The sequence below is a fragment of the Chenggangzhangella methanolivorans genome, assembly GCF_042648545.1.
GTDB classification, from domain to species: Bacteria; Pseudomonadota; Alphaproteobacteria; order Rhizobiales; family Methylopilaceae; genus Methylopila; species Methylopila methanolivorans.
The window spans coordinates 1,198,970-1,220,007 of the sequence record NZ_JBHRXS010000006.1; the positions used below are offsets into that span (position 1 = coordinate 1,198,970).

The 21,038-nt window shown below is 68.8% G+C and carries 18 protein-coding genes; 2 read left to right on the plus strand and 16 right to left on the minus strand.

Annotated features, from left to right (window positions below; translation table 11 throughout):
- Window positions 1–174: 174 nt before the first annotated feature.
- From ACFOWB_RS17205 to ACFOWB_RS17225, 5 genes are all read right to left on the minus strand, one after another.
- On the minus strand, window positions 175–1,491 hold the full coding sequence (locus ACFOWB_RS17205) for a DUF6716 putative glycosyltransferase (RefSeq protein WP_378148492.1): 1,317 nt from the start codon (window positions 1,489–1,491) through the stop codon (window positions 175–177).
- Entirely contained in the window at window positions 1,488–2,576 is a 1,089-nt protein-coding gene (locus tag ACFOWB_RS17210; RefSeq protein ID WP_378148494.1) for a hypothetical protein, read from the minus strand. The genes ACFOWB_RS17205 and ACFOWB_RS17210 overlap by 4 nt, the downstream gene beginning before the upstream one ends.
- 1 nt (window position 2,577) lies before the next feature.
- Window positions 2,578–4,014: a glycosyltransferase family 4 protein gene (locus tag ACFOWB_RS17215; protein WP_378148496.1), complete on the minus strand. Its 1,437-nt coding sequence runs from the start codon at window positions 4,012–4,014 to the stop codon at window positions 2,578–2,580.
- Window positions 4,015–4,137: 123 nt separating this feature from the next.
- Window positions 4,138–5,859 (minus strand): adenine deaminase, encoded by a 1,722-nt coding sequence (gene ade / locus ACFOWB_RS17220; RefSeq protein WP_261403366.1) that lies wholly within the window; start codon window positions 5,857–5,859, stop codon window positions 4,138–4,140.
- Between the two features lie 72 nt (window positions 5,860–5,931).
- The gene (locus tag ACFOWB_RS17225) at window positions 5,932–7,083 is read right to left on the minus strand and encodes an aminotransferase (protein ID WP_261403367.1); all 1,152 of its coding nucleotides are present in this window, start codon (window positions 7,081–7,083) and stop codon (window positions 5,932–5,934) included.
- Window positions 7,084–7,519: 436 nt separating this feature from the next.
- Here ACFOWB_RS17225 and ACFOWB_RS17230 point away from each other — a divergent pair, with 436 nt between their 5' ends.
- Window positions 7,520–8,599: an ATP-binding cassette domain-containing protein gene (locus tag ACFOWB_RS17230; protein ID WP_378148499.1), complete on the plus strand. Its 1,080-nt coding sequence runs from the start codon at window positions 7,520–7,522 to the stop codon at window positions 8,597–8,599.
- A 25-nt stretch (window positions 8,600–8,624) separates the two neighbouring features.
- Here ACFOWB_RS17230 and ACFOWB_RS17235 read toward each other — a convergent pair whose 3' ends face one another.
- The 3 genes from ACFOWB_RS17235 to ACFOWB_RS17245 all read right to left on the minus strand — a co-directional run bounded on the left by ACFOWB_RS17235 (window position 8,625) and on the right by ACFOWB_RS17245 (window position 11,105).
- Window positions 8,625–9,233 (minus strand): helix-turn-helix domain-containing protein, encoded by a 609-nt coding sequence (locus ACFOWB_RS17235; RefSeq protein ID WP_261403369.1) that lies wholly within the window; start codon window positions 9,231–9,233, stop codon window positions 8,625–8,627.
- A gap of 83 nt (window positions 9,234–9,316) precedes the next feature.
- Window positions 9,317–10,129 carry a bifunctional hydroxymethylpyrimidine kinase/phosphomethylpyrimidine kinase gene (thiD, locus tag ACFOWB_RS17240; protein ID WP_261403370.1) on the minus strand — a complete coding sequence of 271 codons (813 nt, stop codon included), beginning with the start codon at window positions 10,127–10,129 and terminating at the stop codon, window positions 9,317–9,319.
- Window positions 10,130–10,160: 31 nt separating this feature from the next.
- Window positions 10,161–11,105 (minus strand): DMT family transporter, encoded by a 945-nt coding sequence (locus ACFOWB_RS17245; RefSeq protein ID WP_261403371.1) that lies wholly within the window; start codon window positions 11,103–11,105, stop codon window positions 10,161–10,163.
- Between the two features lie 132 nt (window positions 11,106–11,237).
- On the opposite strand from ACFOWB_RS17245, the gene ACFOWB_RS17250 reads away from it, so the two are divergent.
- The gene (locus ACFOWB_RS17250; RefSeq protein ID WP_261403372.1) at window positions 11,238–11,699 is read left to right on the plus strand and encodes an acyl-CoA thioesterase; all 462 of its coding nucleotides are present in this window, start codon (window positions 11,238–11,240) and stop codon (window positions 11,697–11,699) included.
- Between the two features lie 33 nt (window positions 11,700–11,732).
- Here the strand turns inward: ACFOWB_RS17250 and ACFOWB_RS17255 are convergent, their stop codons facing one another.
- The 8 genes from ACFOWB_RS17255 to ACFOWB_RS17290 all read right to left on the minus strand — a co-directional run bounded on the left by ACFOWB_RS17255 (window position 11,733) and on the right by ACFOWB_RS17290 (window position 20,876).
- Window positions 11,733–12,464 (minus strand): phosphatase PAP2 family protein, encoded by a 732-nt coding sequence (locus tag ACFOWB_RS17255; RefSeq protein WP_261403373.1) that lies wholly within the window; start codon window positions 12,462–12,464, stop codon window positions 11,733–11,735.
- Between the two features lie 81 nt (window positions 12,465–12,545).
- Window positions 12,546–12,911 carry a formate dehydrogenase subunit delta gene (locus ACFOWB_RS17260; protein WP_315855111.1) on the minus strand — a complete coding sequence of 122 codons (366 nt, stop codon included), beginning with the start codon at window positions 12,909–12,911 and terminating at the stop codon, window positions 12,546–12,548.
- 3 nt (window positions 12,912–12,914) lie between these two features.
- Window positions 12,915–13,754, minus strand: coding sequence for a formate dehydrogenase accessory sulfurtransferase FdhD (fdhD, locus tag ACFOWB_RS17265; RefSeq protein ID WP_378148504.1), 840 nt, complete (start codon window positions 13,752–13,754; stop codon window positions 12,915–12,917).
- A gap of 216 nt (window positions 13,755–13,970) precedes the next feature.
- On the minus strand, window positions 13,971–16,811 hold the full coding sequence (fdhF, locus tag ACFOWB_RS17270) for a formate dehydrogenase subunit alpha (RefSeq protein WP_378148506.1): 2,841 nt from the start codon (window positions 16,809–16,811) through the stop codon (window positions 13,971–13,973).
- A gap of 11 nt (window positions 16,812–16,822) precedes the next feature.
- Complete coding sequence (locus ACFOWB_RS17275) at window positions 16,823–18,382, minus strand: formate dehydrogenase beta subunit (protein WP_378148508.1); 1,560 nt, start codon at window positions 18,380–18,382, stop codon at window positions 16,823–16,825.
- Window positions 18,379–18,885 carry a formate dehydrogenase subunit gamma gene (locus ACFOWB_RS17280; RefSeq protein WP_261403374.1) on the minus strand — a complete coding sequence of 169 codons (507 nt, stop codon included), beginning with the start codon at window positions 18,883–18,885 and terminating at the stop codon, window positions 18,379–18,381. The genes ACFOWB_RS17275 and ACFOWB_RS17280 overlap by 4 nt, the downstream gene beginning before the upstream one ends.
- 113 nt (window positions 18,886–18,998) lie before the next feature.
- On the minus strand, window positions 18,999–19,916 hold the full coding sequence (locus ACFOWB_RS17285; protein WP_261403375.1) for a LysR family transcriptional regulator: 918 nt from the start codon (window positions 19,914–19,916) through the stop codon (window positions 18,999–19,001).
- A 174-nt stretch (window positions 19,917–20,090) separates the two neighbouring features.
- Entirely contained in the window at window positions 20,091–20,876 is a 786-nt protein-coding gene (locus tag ACFOWB_RS17290; RefSeq protein ID WP_261403376.1) for a DUF4394 domain-containing protein, read from the minus strand.
- Window positions 20,877–21,038 lie beyond the last annotated feature (162 nt).

The following is a 21,038-nucleotide window of genomic DNA, read 5'->3' on the forward strand; positions in this document are numbered from 1 at the left end:
AAGCCTGTCTTGTCGTAGCGGTCCGCGCGTTCGGCGGCCTGCGCTGATTGGCGGTCGGGGCCTTGCGCCACGACCTCAGCAAGCCCGGCCGGACGCCGAACCCACTCGTTCATGTTCGCGATAAACTAGAGGATCCCAAGACGGAATGCACCATCTCGCCGCGCTGTTCCGCGCTCACCGCGACGGCGGCCCTCGCCGTGCGTTGCGGAGCCGCGCGGCGACGGCCGACACGAAGCCGAGCCCCCGCCTCGGCTTCTCCATGAGATGCGGCGCATGGACCGCCACGGGTCCGCCGACGCCGAGCGCGTAGCCGAGCCAGGCGGCCGAGCCGTAGGCGGGCGCAAGCGGCCTCAAGGGAAGCGCCGAGCCGCGCGCGTCCTGCGCGCGAAGCAGCACGTCGCACTGGCCGAGCAGCGGTTCAGGGTCGGCGGCCGCGCCGGAACGCCCCTCCACCCATTCGGGCCGCGCCGAATCGGGCATGTCCGGCGAGAGGTCGGCGAGCGCCGCGAAGCAGCCCGAGCCCACGAAATACGAGGTGCCGAGCGCTTCGGAAACGCCGAAGTCCGAAACGATTCGGGTCGGGATTCCGCGCGACATCGCCTCCACGGCGACGGTCGACGACACCGTGACGGCGAGCGCCGCCCGGTCGAGCAGCTTCGGCGCGGGCTCGTGGGTGAAGGCGAGGTTCTCGGGCCGCCCTCCCCGCGCCAACAGCTCTCGGGATAAGTCGTCGAGATGGAACCGCGTCGGGTGGTGCGCGGTCTCGTTGCGGGCGTGGCGCAGCTTGATCAGCACGTCGGTCCCGGGAGACCGGCGCGCGAGATCGATCATGCCGGCGAGCAGGTGCATGCGCTGCATGCGCCGGGCGGGAATGACCGGCTGCTCGAAAAAGACGACGCAGGGGCGCCCGTCCGAGTTCGGCTGGCGCGGCCGGCGGTCGAGCCCGAGCAGGCCCGTGACGATCGCGTTCGAGGAATCGACGCCGATCTCGTCGGCCGCCGCGACGAAGGCGGCGCGCTCGTTCTCGGCGTTGAAGCACAGCACGTCCGCGGGCGCGCGACTCATGAAGCCCTGCAGCAGCTCGGTGAGCGCCACGCCGGGCGAGGCCACCACGACGATCGGCCGAGCGACCTCGCGCGACAGGTCCGCCGCCGCGCAGGACAGGAACAGCTCGCGCGCCCTGCCCCCGTCAATGACCGCGATCACCACATGGGCGTCTCGAAACAGCCGCGAGGCGACGAGGGCTTCGGCGGTCAGCACCGGAACGGTCTCGTGCACCCCGCCGGCGCGGAGCTGGCGGGCGGAAAGCTGCTCGGTCTTCTCCGAAGCCGACAAAGCGGCGAAGCGCACGCTCGCGCCTTCGGCCTCGAACAGGCGCGCGATGACGCCGGCGGTCCGGACGAAGCTGTCGAAGGTGCCGAGCGCGAGCACCCGCCTGCCCGCGAACCGCTTTTTCGCCTCCGGATCGGGGGTCCCGGTCTCGTCGGTCATGCGGTCGCGTCCGGATGGATCACGCGGAGCCTCGGGTTGAAGGCGTCGTGGGCGGCGACGACCGCTCGGATGTGGTCGGCGCGCTTTCGAAGATAGCCCGGCGGGAGCGCGATCCGGGCGATGTCGAGCGAAGGGTCGAGCGCCGCGAGCGTGTCTGCGACCGAGGAGGCGAACACCAGAACCGTCGCGGGCCGTTCCAGCGCTTCGACATAATCGAGCTCGGCCGGCGCCGTCGAGGGGTCGAGCGCCATGCCCGCGGCTTCGGCGAGCTCGGCGGCCTTGGCGAGGCCTTCGCCGCGATGGCGGCGATAGACGATCGGATCGCGGCCTTCCGCGCGGAGCCGTTCGACCGCCGCGAGCGCGAGCCTGCGATAATCCTGCGCCGCGCAGATTCCGGCCTCGACATGGTCCGCGCCGATCAGCCAGGCGGCGTTCCCCCGCGCAACGGAGCCGGCTCGACCCCAGACGGCGTAGCGGTTCGCCGCCGCCTCGTCCGCCGCCCCCATCCTTGCCCGCACGAGGCTCTCGTAGATGGTGAAATAGGTGACCCGGGAGGGCTCCGGCAGCGCGGCGTCGCCGAACAGGCGGCGGGCGAGACCGGTGCGGAACCAGGCGAGATCGAACTGCTTGGGCTCGGGCGCCGAGGCCGGATCGGCCCGGAAGGCGGCCGCCTGCGGCGTCACGGAGCCATCGTCGAGCAGGGTCAGGTCCGCCCCGGAAAGCCGGGCGGCCAGAAGGCGTTGCGAGACGTTGCGGTAGTCCCCGATCGCGATCCGGGCGTAGCGGGTTTCGGCGAGCCGGGCCGCGAGCCGTTCGAGCCCGGCGCGATGGCCGGCGTCGAGCAGGTCCTTGACGAGGCGCGGGACGATGCGGGCCGGACGGGGCCGGCGGCCATGGCGATAGACGGTCCGCCAGGGGGCGTGGCGGCGCATCAGCGCGTCGATCTTCCCGCAGCCGCCATGCCGGTCCCCGATCAGGACGAGGTCGCAGGGGCCGCCGCCTAGACTCGCACGCCATTCGACCGCGTTCATGTATTGCAGCGGCGAGGAGGCCGCCACGAGATCCGCCGCCTGATCCGCCGCCATGCTAACGGCCGCCCGCCGAGGCGCGGCGCAGGCCCGCCGACGGCTCTCCGGCGTTGAGGATCTCGTCCCAGACCGTCGCGAGCGTCTGGGCGAGCCGCGCCGGCGCATAGGCTTCGACCACCCGCTCCCGGCCCGCCGCCCCCATCCGCGCCCGCGCCTCGCCGTCCGCCGCAAGCCCCGCCAGCGCCGCCACGAAAGCTGCGCGGTCGCCGCGGGCGACGAGCCGGCCGGTGACGCCGTCGACGATCGTCTCCGTCAGTCCTCCGGAAGCGTAGGCGACCACCGGGCGCCCCGCCGCGGCGGCCTCGAGCGGCACGCGCCCGAACGGCTCGGACCAGAGCGTCGGAAGCGCCACCACGTCGCAATCCCGGTAGAGCGCCATGAGGGCGTCGTGGGCGACGTGGCCATGCAGGCGGATCCGTCCCTCAGCGCCCAGGCGCCGGATCGCCGCTTCGAGTTCGCGCCGGGACGCGCCCTGCCCGGCGATGTCGATGCGAGCGTTCGGAACGCGCTTGAGAATCTCGGGCCAGGCCTCGACCAGATGGGCCTGCCCCTTGTTGTTCGTCAGCGACCCCACGACAAGGATCGAGAACGCGTCATGGTCCGGCGTCGGCCACGGCTCCTCGAGCTCGACCGGCTCGAGCGGGACGCGCCTCAGACGTTCGGGCTCCGCCACCGCCTCCAGCGTCGAGGCGAGATGGGCGCTCGTCGCGATCACGACGCCCGCCCGTCGAAGGCAGGTCTGGCGGTAGGCGAGCGCGGCGCGGGCGCAGATCGCTTCCAGCCGCCCCCTCAGGCTCAGGCGTCCGGGCTCCAGCGGCGCGAGCGTCTGGTCGAACTTGAAGCTCGTGAACCGATGGTCGCGCACCAGCGCGACGAGCGGCTCGGGCCTGTCCTTCAACACGTCGGCCGCCATCATGATGGAGCGCGCGTTGTCGGCGTGGACGAGGCTCGGCTGAAGGCGATCGAGGATCTCGCGGATGTCCGCCTGGGCGCGCCCCTCGGGCACCGTGGCGTGCGCCATCCGCACCCCTCCGGGCGGAGGACCAGCGAGTTGGAGGGCGACGGCCGGCGCGTGGGTGCGCGGATCGCGGCAGGCGCCGACGAGCGTCTCCCGCGCAAACGCCAGCCACTTCAGCCCATAGGGCAGACGCTTAAGCCGCTCGACCTCGTCCTGAGACAGGCGATGGAGCGGCCAGGCCGCGTTCGCCGGAAGCGCCAAGACCTCGACGCCGTCGAGGTTTCGCCGCGTCGGCTGGGCGAGCGACTTGTCGAAGGTCACGACGAGAACGCGGTCCCGGAGCGGGGCCTCGCGCAACAGAAGGTGAAGACTCAGCTCGGCGCCGCCGGCTGTGTCCGGGGGGTAGCGGTCCGACAGGACGACGACGGGGCGCGGGCCGACGCCGGCCACGATCCGTCCCAGTTCGCCTGCGCTCATCGCCCGACCTGCCGAAACCCCGCGGCCGCCGTCCTCGCCCCTGATACCGAACGCCGCACCGCCCCTTTAGCACGCCGGCCGACGCCCGGCGCAAGTGTCTGACTCAACTTATGCGGGGATGTCTCAGACCGGCTCCAGCTCGAACCGGTCGACGTCCACCATGCCAAAGTCGGTGATCTTGAGATGGGGGATCACGGCGAGCGGAAGGAACGCGACCTGAAGGAACGGTTCGGCCAAAGGGCAGCCCAGCGCCTTCGCGGCGGCCCTCAGCTTGAGGAGACTCTCGCGCACCGCCTCGTGCGGCTCGAGGCTCATGAGGCCGGCGAGCGGCAAGGCGAGCTCGGCCTTCACGGCCCCGCCCGCCGTCACCACGAAGCCGCCGCCGAGTTCGATCACCCGGTTCGCCGCCGCGGCCATCTCGGAAGCGTCCGTCCCTACGACGCAGATGTTGTGGCTGTCGTGCCCGACCGACGAGGCGATCGCGCCCTCGCGAAGGCCGAACCCCTTCACGAAACCGCGGCCGATGTTGCGGTTCACGCCATGGCGCGCGACGACCGCCACGCCGAGCGCGTCCTGTGAAAGATCGGGCGCGACGCCGCCGCCGGAGGCCTGCAGCTCGATCTCCAGGCGCTCCGTCACGATCTTGCCCGGCACGACCCCGATCACCGCGCGCGGGCCGGCCTCGCCCTTCACCGCGAGGTCAGCGGCCTCGACCGGCTCCGCCTTCATGCTTTCGAGGCCGACGGGCTGAGGAACCTGGCGGCCCTCGAAGGTCTGCGGTCCGACGATCTTGCCGCCCGCGATCACCGTCTTAATCCGGCAGGTCTCGAAATCCGACAACAGCACGAGGTCGGCGCGCCTGCCCGGCGCGACGACGCCGCGATCGCGCAGGCCGAACACGTTCGCGGCCGACCAGCTCGCGACGCGATAGACATGCGCGGGGTCGACGCCCTGCGCGATGGTCCAGCGGATCATGTGGTCGATGTGGCCCTCTTCCGCGATTTCGACCGGATTGCGGTCGTCGGTGCAGAAACCGAGAAAGGCCGAGGTCTCGGGGGTGATGAGCGGCCAGAGCGCATGGAGATCCTTGGCGATGGAGCTCTCGCGGATCAGCACGCTCATGCCCTTGCGGAGCTTCTCGAACGCCTCCTCGTAGTTGTTGGCCTCGTGGTCGGTGCGGATGCCCGCCGAGAGATAGCCGTTGAGGTCCTTTCCGCGGACAAGCGGGGCGTGGCCGTCGATGTGGCCGGACTGGAAGGCGGCGAGCTTGGCCAGGCACCCTGGATCACGGGCCAGCACGCCGGGGAAATTCATGAACTCCGCGAGACCGATGACCTTCGGATGGCCACGATAGGGCTCGAGATCCTCGACCTCGAGCCGCGCGCCGGACGTCTCCAGCGGAGAGGCCGGAACGCAGGACGACAGGTTCACGCGGATGTCCATCACCGCCGTCTCGGCGCAGGCGAGCGCGTAGTCGATGCCGTGCGTCCCGAGGACGTTGACGATCTCGTGCGGATCCCAGATCGCGGTCGTGACGCCGTGGGGCAGCACGCAGCGCTCGAACTCGGGCGGGGCGAGCAGCGAGGATTCGATGTGGAGATGGGCGTCGATGAAGCCGGGCACGACCGTCAGCCCGCGCCCGTCGATCGTCTCGACGCCCTCATAGGCCTCGAAGACCCCGACGATGGTGTCGCCGCAGATCGCGACGTCGCCTTCGAAGAATTTCGTGGTCACGATGTCGAGGACGCGCGCGCCCTTGATGACGAGATCCGCGAGTTCGAGCCCCCGTCCCTGCTCGATCCGGCGGGCGATGACGGCCTCGGCTCCTGCGGGCGTCTGCGTCATGGTCGTCTCCGGGCTCGCTCTGGTGGAGGGATCATCGGGCGGAGACGGCCCCGTCTCAAGCCGCCCGCCGCTTCAAGGGCGAAAGGCCGCGATCCTCGCCACTGCCTCGTCGAGCGTCGCGTCGTCCTTGGCGAAGCAGAAGCGCGCGACCGTCCTCACGGCGTTTTCCGCATAGAAGGCCGACACCGGGATCGACGCGACGCGCGCCTCGCGCACCAGGCGTTCGCAGAACGCGACGTCGTCGGCGACGCCGATCGAGGAGAGGTCGACGTTGAGGAAATAGGTGCCGGCGCTTTCGAGCGGCGCGAGGCCGACCCTGGCGAGGCCGGCCGCGAAACGGTCGCGCTTCGCCTGCAGCCCTGCTCGCATCCCTTCGAACCAGGCCCGCTCCTTCCCAAGTCCGTAGGCGACCGCGCTCTGAAGGTTCGGTGGCGTCGTGAAGGTCAGGAACTGGTGAGCCTTGGCCAGCACCTTCAGAATGTCGGGTCGCGCGCAGAGAAAACCGACCTTCCAGCCCGTCATGCCGAACATCTTTCCGGCCGAGCCGATCTTCACGGTCCGGTCGGCGAGCCCCTCGACGGCCATCGCCGACACATGTGCGCGGCCGTCGAACACCACGTGCTCCCAGACCTCGTCGGCGATCACGAGCGCGTTCGAATCCTGAATCGCCCGCGCCACGGTCTCCAGATCTTCGCGCGAATAGACCGCGCCGCTGGGATTGAGCGGGTTGTTGAGCAGCACCGCCTTGGTCTTCGGCCCCACGACGGCGCGCAGCGCGTCCTCGTCGATCCGCCAGTCGGGGGGAGCCAGGCTCACGAAACGGGGGACCGCGCCGGCGCGACACACCAGCGGCAGATAGGCGTCGTAGAGCGGCTGGAGCAGAACCACCTCGTCGCCAGGCTCCACGAGGCCGAACAAAGCGCAGGCGATCGCCTCGGTCGCGCCGGACGTCACCATGACCTCGGCGTCCGGATCGAGCTCGAGGCCCTGCCAGCGCCCGTAATGCGCAGCGACCGCTCGGCGCAGCTCCGGAAGACCCATCATCGGGGGATATTGATTCGATCCGCTGACGACGGCCTCGGCCGCTTTTCGGCGCACGTCTTCGGGGCCCGGATCGTCGGGAAAGCCCTGTCCGAGGTTCACCGCGCCGCATTCACGCGCGAGTTGCGACATGCGCTCGAACACCGTCACGGGCAGCGCGGAATAGACGGAATTGAGGATCATGAACCCGAACTGTTCGAATTAAAGAACGATTTGGTCGGTTTTCGCGGCGGCGAGACGCATTGTTGCAAACGCGAGCTTCGGCGCGATCCTTTCGTTATCTGGCTTCATTTTAGACTGTTTCATCACTCTCAGTGGACAGCGCCATTCAGCAAGGTGGGCGTCTCGCGGCTTGACACGTTCGCTAATCCGAACGAGACTCACCTTGCGCCGAGACGCTGGCTTCACGCCCGCGCGGACCCCGGCGCCACCAGAGATTGGATCGCCCCGGACATGTCGATCAGCGGTCGTCCGGCCGCAGCCGCCAGGAGCAGCGTAATGACGATGGTATCGAAACGCACCGGCTGTTGAAGCCCCGCCTCTGGGCGCGGCGCAAGCCGGCCCGCGTCTCGTAGTCCTCGTCCCCTCGCCGTCAGGCCTGATTTCCCGGAGGCCGCTCATGAACGCTCCCCTGAGACTGTCCCCAGCTCCCGCGGCCGCCGAAGTCGCGCCGCTCGTTCGCTTTTCCGACGTCCGTAAGACCTATGAGAGCCGCGCCGGCGCGACGCGCGTCGCGCTCGACGGCGTGAGCTTCGACCTCGCCGAGGGAGAGATCCTCGCCATCATCGGCCCGTCGGGATCCGGCAAGTCGACCGTGGCGCAACTCGCGGCGGGCCTCGAGGCTCCCTGCGGCGGGACCGTGGCGTTCGGCGGGGCGGATTACGAGGCGGCCGGCGCGCGAGTGCGCCGCGGCGTCGCCGTGCTCGGCGCAGATCCCGATCTCCCGGACGACCGGACGGTGCGACAGATCCTGAGCGAGCGCCACGAGGCGTCCTGCGCGGCGGGACAACCGACCGCCGCCGCCGTCGACCGGCTGATCGACCTGCTCGATCTCTCCGACGACGCCGACCGGGACGCCGAAGAGCTGTCCGACGGCGGCCGGCGCCGCGCAGCTCTCGGCCGCGCCCTCGCCTGCTCGCCGCGGCTCCTGATCCTCGACGAGGCGACATCGGCGCTCGATCCGGCGATCGTCGAGACGTTCCTCGCCACGCTGTCGCGGGTGAACGCGGAGACGCGCATCTCGATCATCGTGATCTCCCACGACATGGGACCCGTCACCACGCTCGCGCCGCGCGTGATCGTGCTCGACGACGGACGGATCGTCGAGGAGGGCCCGACCGCCCGCGTCTTCGCGCGGCCGGAGCATCCGGTCAGCCGGCGCTTCGCGGCCGCCGCCACCGGCGCGACGCTTCCGCCCTTCATCGCCGGACGCCTGATCGAAGCGCCGAGACCCAACGGCCGGGCGCTGATCCGCCTCGCCTTCGAGGGCGAAGCCGCGACGCGGCCGGTTCTGACTTCTGTCGCCCGCGATCTCGGCTTCGACTTCGGCATCGTTGCCGGCTCGCTCGGCGCCGCCGGCGGCGCGCCCTATGGCGTGCTGATCATCGCGGCGCCCTCGGACGAGCCGTACTTCACGGCCTCGGTCGAGCGGCTGGAGGACGCCGGGGTCGGCGTCGAGGTTCTGGGGTTCATGGGATGAGGTTCGGGCTTTCGCGCGCCGACCCTCACTCCATCACCGCAGCCTTCATGATGCACACCATGGTGGCGTGAAGCGGTTCGCGCCCGACCGCGCGGATGACGTGCGGCCGGTCGCAGCGGTAGCGCAGGGTCTCACCCGCCCGCGCAGCCTCGACATGGCCGGCGATCTCGACTTCGGCCTCTCCCGACAGCACCGACAGGCACTCGAGCGAACCGCGCTGGTGCGCGTCAGATTCGAGCGCGCCGCCGGCTTCGGCCTTCAAATCGTACCACTGCAGCCATTCGACGGTGCGGATCCAGCCGATGATGGCGAGCCGGACCTTGCCGTCGTCGGAAACGAGCATCGGGGTCTCGGCGCGGCCGAGCTTCTCGACGAAAGGCTCGTCTTCGGCCGAGGCGAGCACGCGCTCGATCGAAACGTCGAGCGCCTGGCTCAGCCGCCAGATGGTGGCGAGCGTCGGATTGGTCTCGTTGCGCTCGATCTGGCTGATGATCGATTTGGCGACGCCCGACTGTTCGGCGAGCTCCGACAGCGAGAGGTTGTAGGCCTTGCGCAGCCTTTGAACCGTCTTGCCGAGCTGGCCGGAGACAATCTGCGCGCCGGTCTCGAGCTCGCTCCGGGGACGCCAGGCCATCACAGGATCTCGTTTGAAGAGCCGAACGAGCGTCCGGCAGGACGGACGACGCTAGCCGCCTGCGGCCTGGCGCACAAGGCGGCTCAGAGGTCCGCGTCCCACCATCCGTGGAAGTGGTGCACCGGCCCGTGGCCTCGGCCGATCGTGAGGCGGTCGGCGGCGGCGATCGCAGCCGCCACATAGGCTTTTGCGGTCGACACCGCGTCGACGAGCCCGCGTCCCTTGGCGAGCTCGGCGGCGATCGCCGAGGACAGGGTGCAGCCGGTTCCATGGGTGTTGCGCGTCGCGATTCTCGGTGCGGCGAAGCGGCTCGCCGCGCCGTCCTCGCCGACGAGCACGTCGGCGGCTTCCGCTCCCTCGCCGTGACCGCCCTTAACGAGCGCGGCCCGCGCGCCGAGCCGGCGCAGCGCCCTCGCCTGCTCGGCCATGTCGACCTCGTCGCGCGCGATCTCGGCGCCCAGCAGCTCCGCGGCTTCAGGCAGGTTGGGCGTGACCACGAGCGCGAGCGGCACCAGCCGGTCGCGCACCGCCGCGATCGCGTCCGGGGCGAGCAGGCGCGCGCCGGACGACGCCACCATCACCGGATCGAGCACGATGCGCTCGACCTTGTGGCGGATGAGCGCGTCGGCGATCGCCTCGATGGTCTCGACGCGCGACACCATGCCGATCTTCACGGCGCGGACGTCGAGATCGTCCATCACCGCGTCAATCTCGGCGGCGATGAACTCAGGCGGCGCATCGTGGATCGCGGTGACGCCGAGCGTGTTCTGGGCGGTGAGCGCGACGATCGCCGAAGCGCCATAGACGCCGAGCGCGGAGAAGGTCTTGAGGTCCGCCTGGATTCCGGCGCCGCCGGAGGAATCGGAGCCTGCGATGGTGAGGGCGATCGGCGTCATCGACCTGAGATAGCGGGCCTTCGCCTCCACGTCACGCGGCGGGCGGCGGCGGCGTCGCCTTGCGCACCCGCGCGCGCTTGATGCCGAGCTGACGCTCGCGCAGCGCGACCGCGACGCCCGACGCCACGACGATCGCTCCGCCGATCGCCGTCCAGCCCGACGGCAGGTCGCCGAAGGCGAGGTAACCGATCGCGAGCGCCCAGAGGATCGTGGAATATTCGAACGGCGCGATCAGGGATGCGTCGGCGCGGCGGTAGCTCTCGGTCAGCAGGATCTGCGCGACCCCGCCGACGCAGCCGATCGCGACAAGCGTCAGCCCGGTGGCGACGTCGGGCCATTCCCAGCCGAGGATCGGCGCGCTGGCGAGACCCGCGACCGCGGACCACACCGAGAAATAGAACACGATGGTCCCGGTTCCCTCCGACTCGGTCAGGCGGCGGATCTGGATCATGGCCGCGGCGGTCAGAACCGTCGCGCCGAGCGCGAAAGCCACGCCGAGCGCCGTCTCGTCGGCCTGCGGACCGTCGTGGAGCACCTTCGCGAGCGCCCCCGTCGAGAGCTGCGGCCATAGCATCACCACGACGCCGCAAAGCCCGACCGCGACCGCGGTCCAGCGCATCGCATGGATCTTCTCGCGCAAAAGCACCGCGGCGAAGATCACCACGAAAATCGGGGAGGCGTAGCCGAGCGCGGTCGCGTCGGGCAGCGGCAGACGCGCAAGGCCCGCGAACATGAGGAACATGGACGACACGCCGATCATCCCGCGCAGCATGTGGCCGACATGGCGGTCGGTGACGAGCGCGCGACGGGCGACGCCGCGCCACCGGAGCCAGATCATGATCGGGATCAACGCGAAGAACGAGCGCGCGAACACGATCTCGCCGAGCGGCACGTCCAGCCCGACGCTTCGGATCAGGGCGGCCATGACGGTGAAGAGGAACGCGGATGCGAGCTTGAAGAGAATGCCGAGGGTCATGACAGGCGTAGGGAAGAGCGCAGGAACCGGCGCGGCCCGGGCGGCGCGCAGCGCGTGCGCTGTCTAACATGCCAGCAGAATTCCGCTATGACCCTGTTAGCGCGCCGCACCCATCCGAGCGTCGGAGTTTCGATGTCGCGACCAGTCCCCCTGCCCCGCGGCGCCTATCGGTTCGCTCATCGGATCACGACCCGCTGGGCCGACAATGACGTCTACGGGCACGTCAACAACGCGCTCTATTATTCGTTCTTCGACACCACCATCACGTCGTTCCTGATCGCCGCCAGGGTGATGGCCGACGCCGAGCGCGATCCGATGTTCTTCGTCGTCGCAAGCGATTGCGCCTATTTCCGCGGCTTCTCGTTTCCCGAAACGATCGAGAGCGGGCTCGCGGTCGCCGAGATCGGGGCCAAGTCGGTCACGTGGCGCATCGGCCTCTTCGGCGAGGGCGAGGACGCGCCGCGCGCGCAAGGGCGGTTCGTGCACGCGTGCGTCGATCGCGACACCCGTCGCCCTTGCGAATGGCCGGCAGCTTGGCGCGAGACGTTCGAAACGATTCTGGCGGCCCCAGGCGTCATCTCGACCGAGGCGTAGTCGAAGGCTGAGACGCCGCTCTTCAGCTTGCGCCTAGGCCGGCTGTTCCGTCTCGTTGTCGCGCGGCCTGAGCCAGCGGGCGACCAGCCAGCAGAGCAGCGCCCATGCGGCGCCGAGCGTCCAGCCGGCCAGCACGTCGGTCGGGTAATGGACGCCCAGAAACACCCGCGTGACGCCGATCAGAAGCGTCAGGAAGCCAGCGACCGCAAAGATGTAGCCGCGGACAGCGCGCCGCCGTTCGGTGCGCGCAAGCAGGGCCCCGAGCGTGAGATAGACGACAGCAGACGCCATCGCGTGTCCGCTCGGAAAGCTCAGCGACTGCACGGCCACCAGGTGGTCGACGACTTCCGGACGTGGGCGCGCGAAGCCGATCTTGAGCACGCTGGTGAGAATGGCGCCGCCCGAAATCGACAGCGCGACGAGCGCCGCGTTGCCGAAGCGGCGCGCCACCAGAAGGTAGATCACCACGAGCGCGGTGATGAGCGTGAGCGTCGGCACGCCGCCGAGGCCCGTGAGATCCACCATGGCGGTCTCGAGCCAGGCCGGGCCTATTGGGCGCTTCAGGTCTGCGGGATCGCGCAGCGCGAGCAGGATGCGCTCGTCGAAGGCGCGCGTCTCGCCCTCGACCATTTCGTCGGCGATGCGCACGAAGCAGAAGGCGAGCGCCGCGCAGCTCATGAAACCGACGAGCGGGGCGAATTCCGGCAGCCGCCAGGACGGCGTCCATCGCAAAATCGAGAACAGCGGCTTGTGATCGACGCTCACGCGCCCTCCCCGGGGAATGGATCTCGCCACGGGAAGATAGGCGGCTCTTGGCGATGGACGAGACTTAAGCGCCGGCCGAACTCAGCCGAGCCCCTGCTTCGTGACTTCCGGCGGCGCCTCGCCTGCGCGCTGCTGGCCGGTGTCGATCTTGCCGGCCTCGCCGCGCGTCTTGATCTGGCCGGCTTCCGCGAGCTTCAGCTGGGTCAGCGCCTCGAGCACGTTGGCGTCGAGGCCAGCGCCGCCGCCCTCGTCGATGTGACGGAAGATCTCGGCGCGCATGCGCGGATCCCAGAAATGCTGGATGTGGTCCAAAATGCCGGGGATGCGCAGTCCCTCCGGCTGGCTGTTGAAGAACCAGCCGATCTGGTTGCCCATGTAGATCAGGCGGTCGAGCGTCGACTTGTGATGCTCTTCGCCTTCATGTGCGAGTTCTGCTTCCCGGCTCATGGTTCAGGCGGCTCCCGTGCGGGCGTCTTGCGCGCCCTCGATGATGCGATGCGGATGGGTGAAGACTTCAAAGCCGTCGCCGCGCGCGATGGCCGCGAGCGTGATCCCGGCCTCGGCGGCGAGGCGCACGCCGAGCGCGGTCGGGGCGGAAACGGCGACCACGAGGCCGGTCCCGATGACCGCGGCCTTCTGGATCATCTCAACCGAGACGCGGCTCGTCAGCACGACGAAGCCCGTCGAGGCGTCTTCGCCGGTTCGGGCGAGATGGCCCGCGAGCTTGTCGAGCGCGTTGTGGCGGCCGACGTCCTCGCGGACCGCAAGAAGCCCATGCCCCGGCCGGAAGAAGCCCGCGCCGTGGACCGCGCGGGTCTCGAAATTAAGCGCCTGCGCCCGCGACAGCGCTTCGAGCGCCTCGTGGACATCGGCGGAAGTGACGATCGTGTCGGCAGAAACCAGCCGCGCGGGCTTCACCGCCTCGGCGAGACTGTCGACGCCGCAGAGCCCGCAACCGGTCGGCCCGGCGATGGCGCGGCGGCGCGCGCCGAGTTGGCGCGCCGGGTCCTTCGCGAGCCACATCCGCGCCTCCAGGCCGAGCTCGTGCGGCACGATCTCGAGGCTTTCGATCTCGCCGACGCTCCGGACGATGCCTTCGGTCAGGCTGAAGCCGACGGCGAAATCCTCGACGTCGGTCGGGCTCGCCATCATCACGGCCTGCGTGGAGCCGTCATAGACGATCGCGACCGGCGTCTCCTCGGGCGTCGCCCGCTCGGAGGCGTCGCGCAACGTCCCCGCGCGCCAGACGGCGCGGGTGAGACGGGCGACGGGGGACGGGAGATCGGTCATGGATCCAAGATAATGCGCAGGAAGCAAAACCGCTCGTCCCGGACTTGATCCGGGACCCAGACCCGCGACGCGTCACAACTGAAGCGCCGCGCGATCCCGCATCGTTTCAGTTCTGGGTCCCGGATCAAGTCCGGGACAAGGCGAAGTTCTCACGCCTTCTCAGGAATGCGATCCCGGACGGCGCTCTCACGCCGTCCGGGATGACGCTTGTCAGGCTTACTCCGCGGCCTGCGCCGTGATGCGGCGCGAGAGCTGCGAGTGCTCCTCGTATTCCTGCTGCCAGGCCGACGGACCGTTGGACGGCGCCACCTGCACGGCCGTGACCTTGTACTCCGGGCAGTTGGTCGCCCAGTCGGAGAAGTCGGTCGTGATGACGTTGGCCTGCGTCGTCGGGTGGTGGAACGTCGTGTAGACGACGCCCGGAGCCACGCGGTCGGTGATGAGCGCGCGCAGGCTGGTCTCGCCCGCGCGGCTGCGCAGGGTCACCCAGTCGCCTTCACGCACGCCGCGGTCCTCGGCGTCGACGGGATGGATCTCGAGGCGATCCTCCTCGTGCCAGCGCGAGTTCTCGGTGCGGCGGGTCTGCGCGCCGACATTGTACTGGCTGAGAATACGGCCCGTGGTGAGCAGCAGCGGGAAGCGCGGGCCGACTTTCTCGTCGGTGCCGACATATTCGGTGATGACGAAGTTGCCCTTGCCGCGCACGAAGCCGCCGATGTGCATCGTGGGCGTGCCTTCCGGCGCCTTCTCGTTGCAGGGCCACTGGATCGAACCCAGTTCCGCCAGCCGGTCGAAGGACACGCCGGCGAAGCTCGGGGTGGAGCCTGCGATCTCGTCCATGATCTGCGAGGGATGCTCGTAGGTCATCTCGTAGCCCATGGCCTTGGCGAGCAGGAGCGTGACCTCCCAGTCGGCGTAGCCGTTCTTGGGCGCCATCACCTTGCGGACGAGCTGGATGCGGCGCTCGGCGTTGGTGAAGGTGCCGTCCTTCTCGAGGAAGGAGCAGCCCGGCAGGAACACATGGGCGTAGTTGGCGGTCTCGTTCAGGAACAGGTCCTGCACGATGACGCATTCCATCGCCTTGAGGCCGCCGATGACGTGCTTGGCGTCAGGGTCGGACTGCGCGATGTCCTCGCCCTGCACGTAGAGGCCCTTGAAGGTGCCGTCCATCGCCGCGTCGAGCATGTTCGGGATGCGCAGGCCGGGCTCGCTGTCGAGCGGGACGCCCCAGAGCTGCTCGAACATCTCGCGGGTGGCGTCGTCGGAGACGTGGCGATAACCCGGGAACTCGTGCGGGAACGAGCCCATGTCGCACGAACCCTGCACGTTGTTCTGCCCGCGCAGCGGGTTCACGCCCACGCCTTCGCGGCCGATGTTGCCGGTCGCCATGGCGAGGTTGGCGATGCCCAGAACCGTGGTCGAGCCCTGGGAATGCTCGGTGACGCCGAGGCCGTAATAGATCGCCGCGTTGCCGCCGGTGGCGTAGAGCCGGGCGGCGTCGCGCACGAGGTTCGCGGGCACGCCGGTGACGAGCTCGGTCGCTTCCGGAGAATTCCGGTCCTGCGCCACGAACTCGGCCCAGGCGTAGAAGGTCTCGAGGTCGCCCTGCTCCTGGACGAACTTCTCGTCGATCAGGCCCTCAGTGACGATGACGTGCGCGAGGGCCGTCACCATCGCGACGTTGGTGCCGGGCTTCAGCGGCAGGTGATAGTCGGCGCGGATGTGCGGGCTCTTCACGAGGTCGATCCGGCGCGGATCGATCACGATGAGCTTGGCGCCCTGGCGCAGACGCTTCTTCATGCGGCTGCCGAACACCGGGTGGCCGTCGGTCGGATTGCAGCCGATCACGAGAATGACGTCGGACTGCTCGACCGAGTCGAAGTCCTGCGTGCCGGCCGAGGTGCCGAACGCGGTCTTCAGGCCATAGCCGGTCGGCGAGTGGCAGACGCGAGCGCAGGTGTCGACGTTGTTGGTGCCGAAGCCGGCGCGGACCAGCTTCTGGACGAGGTAGGTCTCTTCGTTGGTGCAGCGCGACGAGGTGATGCCGCCGATCGAGGAGCGGCCGTATTTCGCCTGAATGCGCTTCATCTCGGAGGCGGAATACTCGATCGCCTCCTCCCAGGAGACCTCACGCCACGGATCGCTGATGTTGGAGCGGATCATCGGCTTGAGGATGCGCTCCTTGTGGGTGGCGTATCCGTAGGCGAAGCGGCCTTTCACGCAGGAATGGCCGTGGTTCGCCTTGCCGTCCTTCCACGGCACCATGCGCACGAGCTCGTCGCCGCGCATCTCGGCCTTGAAGGTGCAGCCCACGCCGCAATAGGCGCAGGTGGTGACGACCGAATGCTCGGGCGTGCCGATCTCGGTGACGGACTTCTCCATCAGCGTCGCGGTCGGGCAGGCCTGCACGCAGGCGCCGCAGGACACGCATTCGGAGGTCAGGAACGGTTCGTCCATGCCCGGCGACACGCGGCTCTCGAAGCCGCGGCCCGAGATCGTCAGCGCGAAGGTGCCCTGCACCTCTTCGCAGGCGCGGACGCAGCGCGAGCAGACGATGCACTTGGCCGGATCATAGGTGAAGTAAGGGTTCGACTCGTCCTTCTTGGAGACGATGTGGTTGTCGCCTTCGTAGCCGTAGCGAACTTCGCGCAGGCCCACGACGCCCGCCATGTCCTGCAGCTCGCAGTCGCCGTTGGCCGAGCAGGTCAGGCAGTCGAGCGGGTGGTCGGAGATGTAGAGCTCCATGACGCCCTTGCGCAGCTGCTTCAGCCGCGGGGTCTGGGTCTTGACCACGATGCCGTCGGCGACCGGCGTGGTGCAGGAGGCCGGCGTGCCGTTGCGGCCCTCGATCTCGACGAGGCACAGGCGGCAGGAGCCGTAGGCCTCGACCGAGTCGGTGGCGCAGAGCTTCGGGATCTCGTTGTTGAGCTCCATCGCGGCGCGCATGATCGAGGTGCCTTCCGGCACCGAGACCTTCTGGCCGTCGATGGTCAGCGTGACGCGCTTCTCCGCTTTCGAAGCGGGCGTGCCGTAGTCGATTTCCTGGATGAGAGCCATGTGCTTTCTCCTCACTCCGCCGCGACGGACAGGTGGCCCCGTCCGAAATCTTCGGGGAAGTGTTTGATGGCGCTCAGGACGGGATAGGGAGTGAAGCCGCCCAGAGCGCACAGCGAGCCGAGCTTCATCGTGTGGCAGAGGTCTTCGACGACCTGCAGATTCCGTTCGCGATCCTTGTTCGCGATCACCTTGTCCAACGTCTCCACCCCGCGGGTGGATCCAATTCGGCAGGGCGTGCATTTCCCGCAGCTTTCGACCGCGCAGAACTCCATGGCGAAGCGCGCCATGCGGGCCATGTCGACGTCCTCGTCGAAAATCACCACGCCGCCGTGCCCGATGAGCGCGTCGATCTTGGTGAAGGCCTCGTAGTCGAACGGCGTGTCGAACTGGTGCTCGGGCAGATAGGCGCCGAGCGGGCCGCCGACCTGGCAGGCGCGGATCGGCTTGCCCGTGAAGGTGCCGCCCGCGACGTCCTCGACCAACTCCCGCAGCGTCACCCCGAAGGCGATCTCATAGAGGCCGCCGTACTTCACGTTGCCGGCGAGCTGGATCGGCATGGTGCCGCGCGAGCGGCCGAAGCCGACGTCGGCGTAGGCCTTGGCGCCGTTCGCGAGGATGAAGGGCACCGAGCAGAGCGAGATCACGTTGTTGATCACGGTCGGCTTGCCGAACAGGCCCTTGTGGGCCGGCAGCGGCGGCTTGGCGCGCACGAGACCGCGCTTGCCTTCGATGCTCTCGAGCAGCGAGGTTTCTTCCCCGCAGACATAGGCGCCCGCGCCCTCGCGGACCTCCATGTCGAAGTCATAGTCGGAGCCAGCGATCTGCTTCCCGAGATAACCCGCCTTGCGCGCTGCCTTAATTGCGACGTTCATCGCCTTGATGGCGTGAGGATATTCGGATCGGCAGTAGACGTAACCCTTGGTCGCCCCGACCGCGAGGCCCGCGATCGTCATGCCCTCGATGAGCGTGAAGGGGTCGCCCTCCATGATCATCCGGTCGGCGAAGGTGCCGCTGTCGCCCTCGTCGGCGTTGCAGACGATGTATTTCTGGCCCGGGGGGCACTGGGCGACGGTGCGCCACTTGATGCCGGTCGGGAAGCCTGCGCCGCCGCGGCCGCGAAGCCCGGATTCGAACACTTCTTCGACAGTCGCCGGACCGCCGAGCTCGACGGCGCGCTTCAGGCCCTTGTAGCCGTCATGCGCCACGTAATCCTCGAGCGAAGCCGGGTCGACGAGACCGACGCGCGCGAAGGTGAAGCGCTGCTGGCGCGCGAAGAACGGGATCTTTTCGACGTCGCCGAGACGCAGCTCATGCTCGCCGCCCTCGAACAGGCCGGCGTCGATGAGGCCGGCGACGTGCTTGGCCTTGACCGGCCCATAGCCGACGCGCCCCTGCGGCGTCACGGCTTCGACCAACGGCTCCAGCCAGTGCATGCCGCGCGAACCGTTGCGGACGATCTCGACGTCCATTCCCTTCTCGGCGAAGGCTTTTTCGAACGCCTTCGCGACGCGGTCGGCGCCGAGAGCCACCGCCGCGGCGTCGCCGGGAACGTAAAGCTTGAACGCGCTCATGCCCGGCACTCCGCGGCGATCTCTTCGATCTCCTCGTCGTCGAGCCGGCCGATCAGCCGACCGTCGACCATGGCGGAGGGCGCGCAGGAGCAAAGGCCGAGGCAGTAGATCGGCTCGAGCGTCACCTGGCCGTCGGGACGGGTCTCGCCAAAGGCGCAGTCGAGCGCCTTCGAGACCTTCTCGGAGGTGACGTGGCCGCCCGCCGCCTGACAGGCTTCCGCCACGCAGACCTTCACGACGTGCTTGCCCGCCGGCTCGTGCCGGAAGTCGTGGTAGAACGTCATCGTGCCATGGACTTCCGCGCGCGACAGGTTCAGCGCGTCGGCGATCAGCGGAACGGCGTCCTGCGGCACGTAGCCGAAGGCCTCCTGCATCGCGTGCAGGATGGGCAGCGTGGCGCCTTCCATCGCGAGATGGTCGGAAATGATTTCAGTGCCGCGGTTGGGCGTCCATGCCTCGTACCGCCCTCTTGCACCGCCGCTTACGGCGTAGCCGGTGCTCATGGCTAGCATTCCTCCGGGATATCGCAGTCTTATAGTTTTTCTTATCCCAGAGAGTGAGCCGACCTTATCTCCAAATCAATGGCGCATCGCCGTGGCGCAATAGAACAATTCTATCAATGGCCGCCGGACGCCGAACTCTGTGTCTCCAGCCGCGCGGCCAGCGATTTCGCTTCCGAAACCAATGCCTTGGTGGCCGGAGTCATGGGATCCCGATGGGGCACCACGAGGCCGACCGTATGCACCACTTCCGGCTCGACGATCGGAATCGATCGGACGTTGGCGGGCAACCCCATCGTCTCGGCGAATGTCTGGGGCAGCACGCTCGCCCAGGCGCCGGTGCGCACATGGGCGAACAGAGCGACGGTCGAGTTCGATTCGAGCGTCGGCGACGGCGCTGACCCTGCCTCGCGCAGCAGGCCCTCGACGATGCGGCGGTTCTGCATGTCGGGGGTCAGAAGGCAGAGCGGCACCCGGCCGACGTCGCGCCAAGTCACGGTCTCGCGGAAGCCGAGTTCGCCGTCCGCCGAGGTGAGCAGACGATAGCCCTCGCGCCAGATCGGGACCGCGGAGACGCGGCCCAAAGGCTCGTTGTCGAGATAGGTGACGCCGGCGTCGATCTCGAGATTGTCGAGCGCGATGCCGATGCCGAGCGAGGTCGAGGACAGCACCGTGAAGCGGACGTCCGGATGGCGGGCGCGGAACGGCGTCGTCAATTGCGCGACCAGCGGCAGCGCGGTCGGGATGCAGGCGATCCGCAAGTGCCCGACGACGCCGCGCTTCAGCGCGTCGATGTCCTGGCGCATGGCGCGGGCGTCGCCGACGATGCGCCGCGCCCATTCGAGCGTGCGCTCGCCCTCGGGCGTAAAACCGTGAAACCGCGAGCCGCGCTCGACGAGCCGCACGCCCAGCATGTCCTCGAGTTGCTTCACGCCTGCGGAGAGGGTCGGCTGGGTGACGCCGCAATCCTCGGCCGCCCGCCCGAAATGGCGCTCCTTGGCGAGCGCGAGAAGGAAATCGAGCTTGTCGAGCATGATTCATCCGCCGGCTTGCGCCGCATCATAGAAAATTGGCCACCGCTCAATAGCCTAGCTTAATCGACTTGGGGAACCCTTTCAGGAGTTTGTTGGGGATCGCGCCCGCATGGCGAGGCGGACGGCCCTGGCCAGGGCCGTCCGCAAGTCGTCGTTGACGTCGGGCGGAAGTCGTTACGAGGCGGGCTTCCAAGCGATGTCGGTCGCCTCGGCCGCGCCCTCGATCGCGCCGGCCTTCTTGGTCGCGCCACTGGTGAGGTCGACGGAGTAGAGCTCGCCGCCGGTCAGCAGCCAGCCGGCGTTCTTGCCGTCGGCGCCGGACGAGATCTCGAAGGCGGCCGGACCAGAGATCTTCACGCCGATCTTGCCGATCGCGTTCAGCACGCCGTCGTTCGGCGGAGCCTGCTTCACGAGCGCCGGGATGGTGGCGTCGATGTTGAAGAGCTCCGTCTTCTCCGCCTTCTTGCCCACGACCGAGTTGGTGTAGGCGCCCGCCACCACGTTCGGCTTCTCGCCCTTGTGCATGTCGGTCTCGGCGAACTTGTGGGAGCCGTCGACCGTCGCCTTGCCGTCGTCGACGTTGACGCGGAGGCTCACGCCGCCGTCGGTCATGATGCGCAGGCGGTCGGCCATCGGGTTGAAGTCCACGGTCACCTTGGCGCCGGCGGGGATCTTCTCCGACAGCGTGCTCTTCTTGGTGGCGGCTCCGGACGTGGCGTCGATCGTGACGATGTCGCCGCCGGCGGTGACGCCGTAGAGCATGCCGTCGGCGGGACGCACGTCGATGCCGACGACGTCGGACGCGCCGGTGATGTCGGCCTTCGAGACGACCTTGAGGCTGTCCGGATCGACGACCGCAAGGGACTTGCCGCCGACGAGCGCGATGATCTGGGCCGAGGCCGGGGCCGCGAAGCCCAGGGTGGCGGCGGCGAGCAAGAGCGCGCGAAGCGATGAGGTCATGACGATCTCCTTGTGTGAACGGCGCGCCGATTCCCCGACGCTGACGCCGCTACACGGGAGCGACTGCGGATGGATGCAGTCTGTTTGATCCCATTTTGTTGATCGGCGATGCTCGCGCGCTCGTGCATCCGGAAGCCGGCTCGCCGGGTAAGGTGCCCACGA